4 protein-coding genes are annotated in these 3,885 nt (G+C 35.6%); 1 reads left to right on the forward strand and 3 read right to left on the reverse strand.

What is annotated here, in order from left to right; all coding sequences use genetic code 11:
• Positions 1 to 23 precede the first annotated feature (23 nt).
• Entirely contained in the window at positions 24 to 1,046 is a 1,023-nt protein-coding gene (locus AC22ZQ_RS13030) for a hypothetical protein (RefSeq protein ID WP_318959199.1), read from the forward strand.
• Here the strand turns inward: AC22ZQ_RS13030 and AC22ZQ_RS13035 are convergent.
• From AC22ZQ_RS13035 to AC22ZQ_RS13045, 3 genes are all read right to left on the reverse strand, one after another.
• Entirely contained in the window at positions 1,043 to 2,515 is a 1,473-nt protein-coding gene (locus AC22ZQ_RS13035; RefSeq protein WP_318959200.1) for an ArnT family glycosyltransferase, read from the reverse strand. The genes AC22ZQ_RS13030 and AC22ZQ_RS13035 overlap by 4 nt on opposite strands.
• A gap of 110 nt (positions 2,516 to 2,625) precedes the next feature.
• A complete protein-coding gene (locus tag AC22ZQ_RS13040) occupies positions 2,626 to 3,039 on the reverse strand; it encodes a hypothetical protein (RefSeq protein WP_318959201.1) in 414 nt (137 codons plus the stop codon).
• A gap of 84 nt (positions 3,040 to 3,123) precedes the next feature.
• Positions 3,124 to 3,885: BamA/TamA family outer membrane protein (locus tag AC22ZQ_RS13045; protein ID WP_318959202.1), on the reverse strand; the 762-nt coding region annotated here is incomplete at its 5' end.

The raw sequence follows: 3,885 nt of genomic DNA on the forward strand, positions 1-3,885 counted from the left end.
AAGCTTTCTTAAATTTGCCCTAAATGGAGACCTTTAATAACATCTTTACACTTCGCGCCGAGGCTTCTTCTTCCTTGATGGAATTATTAGAGAAAAACACCTTAGGTACGAATGGTGCGAAATACAAGCATTTGGATACAGCAAGAAGAATGAAACTCTTGTACAATCCATTATTTTTAAGCCTAGAGCGTAATGAAAAATGTTTAGGAAACGTTACTTTTTGTCGACGCGAAAAACAATGGTATGTACGTTATTTTGCCTTCGATACGCTCGTGCAAGGTGCCGGCAAAACTCCTTCCAAAAAGAAAAATTCAACCTTAAAAACGAATCTAAACGCTTTCTTTTTGGATAAACTACAGTCTGGAGCGGCCGAAAGCTTTTATGCTTATATAGATCCCAAGAATGTAAAATCACTTTGGATGAGTGAGCAATTTAACTTTGTAGAAAAGGCCAACATTGCTACGCAAACTTTTTCTCGTGTTCACCCTCGTGCAAAAATGAAGATAGAGATTTGGAAAGATCCGGCGAAAATTAAAGCTTTGGTAAGAAAGCAATTCGGACATCAAAGATATTTTTTCGATTTTCACATTTACTCCAATACAGATCCTTTTTATGTAGCTAAAAAAGAGGGTGAAATTGTCGCTTTTGGTAAATTTCACCATGCCAATTGGGAATTCGAACGCATGCCCGGTAAAATGGGAGGTGTACTTACGAAAGCTATCCCATTTATTCCTGGTTTACGCAAAATTATCAAACCAAAAGCGCATAGCTTTTTAGCTCCTGAAGCTGTTTGGGTAAAAGAGAATAATGCTCAATATATGAGCGATTTCTTTGAAAGTGTATTACAAGCTGAGTACCGTAACCTCATCTTATGGTGGATAGATGAAAAAAGCACATTATACCGCACTGTTAAAAGAAAGGTCAATTGGGGGCTTCTACATAAAATCAATGGCGTACACGAAGTGAAATTTGTAGAAATTAGCCCTACAAACGATTCTTCTTCTTTCGAAGAAGAAGTTTACAGTTGTGCCTTTGATTTTATTTAGTGTAGCTCAAAGTCTACTCTTTCAAAGAGTGCTTCCATTTTTTCACTTACTGGATATATACCATGCTTAAAAATAACGATGTTGTAGTTTTTATTCTGTAATTCTTGAAGGATTTCAGTTGAAGGTAATTGGTAATATGCAACAATATCCGTTAAAAACATGGCTTCTATCGCGTAGGGATAGTTGAATAAAACAGTGTTTTTCGGACAATCCCTTCCAAACGCTTCTATTTCGCCAACCCAAGATTGATTTCTATCTTCTCCCATCCAAGGTTTAAGTCTTTCAACTGAATAGCGTACAGGTAAAAATATAAGTAAAACCATAAGTATAATTGCCAGTGCCCTATACTTAAATCCCTTGGTTTTTATTTCATAAAAGGTCCACGCTGTCATTAAAAAAAGTGCTGGTGAACTGATGATCAAATATCCTTGCATTTTAGTGGATACTGAAGAAAACACCAAAAAAGGAATTAGAAACCATAATAGTATTGCCGTTTTCAGTGAAAAGAACTTCCTAACTTTTAAAGCAAAATAGATTATGGGTAAATAGACTAATTCTCCATAATTAATTCTTATTTTATGAAGGTAAAAGAAAAGGGACCCCTGATGTGTTTCTACCACATGATTGAGGTGTTTGAAATTATATTCTGCCTCCCATTTCGCTTCTAATGGAAAAACCGTATGTATGTAATAATGCCAAGGAAATACAATTACAAACACAATCGTCGATATTAACAGCATGTTCATTACCAATAATCTCCATTGTCCTTTATACTCGGACATAAACATTACACCGTAAATGGGTAAAACAACAAGTGCGGGAAGCCATTTGGTTAGCAATGCACACGATAGTACAAGTGACATAAAGAACAAGATCAATAGCGATTTTAATTTAATGGCTTTTCTAGCTAAAACTATGGCTAGTAGTATAAAAAATAAAAAGTGAACATCTATGTGATCTGTAGTTACCCGACCTGCTACTAACTCAAGTATAAGTCCATTTATAGTCAAAAAGAACGCAGCTAAAAATGCAATCTTCCTGTTCCAAAAATCTCGCCCCAACATATATAACAGATAAATACTCAATGTAGAGAGAATTATAGATGGAATACGAATAGCGAAGGGACTGACTCCAAATATTTTAAAACTTACAGCGATGGACCACAAAGTTAGCGGTGGTTTATGCAGCCAAACTTCATTATGGGTCCACTGTGTATAATCGTATGCTAACAATGGATTTGCATACAATTTCGGCACCCAAGGATTTTTTAATAAATTTTTAGCAACAAGTGCGTGATACCTTTCATCCCAAGGGTGAGGATAATTATCTAAACCTATATAAATACGTAAAAACAAACCACCCAACAAGAGTAAACCTAATCCAATAGTATACTGTTGCTTTTTCTGAAAAATAAAAGCACAGAAAATAAAGATGGAAGCTCCAAAAAACAGGGTTAAGTCTATTTGCATTTCATTAAAAAAGTAAAATAAGACATAAAAAAAATACCACGCAAGTAAATCAAATGGCACTTTAATTTACCGCAATGGTATTTAAAATTAAGGAATGATTCGAGAGTTCCTTAGGATTGTGGGTTAAGTTGCAGGTATTGATTTCTTCCTAACGTTAGGTAATACGCGAATACCAACGTTAAAGAAACAACACCTAATGTGAACGGATTATAGCCATACACATAGGGGCCTTGATAGAAATACATACCCATTACTGTTAATGCAAAAGCAATGTATAAATAGTTGGAAAACTTAAATCCGGATAATTGAATTTCTTTCTGCTCATCTTCTTGAAGAGTAACCTCTATGCGCTTAGAGGAACACCAGTCAATTTTCGCATGAATTTCATAATCTCCCGGAGGTAAATTTAATGTTTGAGAACATCCGTCCGCTATTTGAGTAACTTCTACGTCGTCTAAAAAGATCTTTATATCGCGTAGCTTGTTCGCCCATGCTGAGGAACGGTTAATAATAAGTTGTGTCATAGTTTTAGTGTGTTTGGCCTAAAATTGTAAATAATTTCGTTAAATACGAAAAATTAACAGAGGTTTTTCCTAAGAACTTAGTTCTTAAAAGGCCTCACCTATAGTTAGGTAAAACCCTGAGCTCTCTTTAGATACACCATAATCTATGCGCAAATTTATCCTTCTTTCTTTGTCTAGTAAGAACCGTAATCCCACACCTGCAGTGGTTTTAAAATGTTTCAATGCAAGTTGAGATAGTTCGGGTGCCACCACGGCATTTCCTACAAATACAACAGCCCCAAAACGCCACCAAAGGGGTGTTCTATATTCTGTTTGCCATCCAATGAGTTGTCTATCTCTATAATACCCTTGATAATACCCGCGCATTTTCTTGTTTCCCCCGAGCATAGATAGGTGGAAAAAAGGTGCTTCTCCGGCAATAAATCTTCCGTATACATAAGTGGCCAATACCCTATTTTTTTTAAAATCAAAATATTTAATGGCATCTATTTCACTTACATTGTAGGTATAGTCACTTCCAAAAATCGATGAATAAAAGGTTGAATTCGCCCTAATTTGATAGCCTTCTGTTGGATAAAAAGTACTGTTTCTGGTATCATATCTCCCTGAAAATCCTAGTCCCGAAATAATACCACCCGATTTACCCAATAAATTCTGGGTATAAATCAACCCCAAAGTATCTAGGCGAGTAAAATTCATTTGATCAAAAACATACTTTACTCCTAAGTAAGTGGCAGGTAATATTCTTCGTTCTAGTGTAGCCCTGAGTCGGCCAAAGTTTAAATTATACGACTCTAGACTGCGCTCTCCATTACCAATTCCATGGAAATAATAGAAATACTTGTA

This window comes from Lishizhenia sp., from assembly GCF_057456495.1.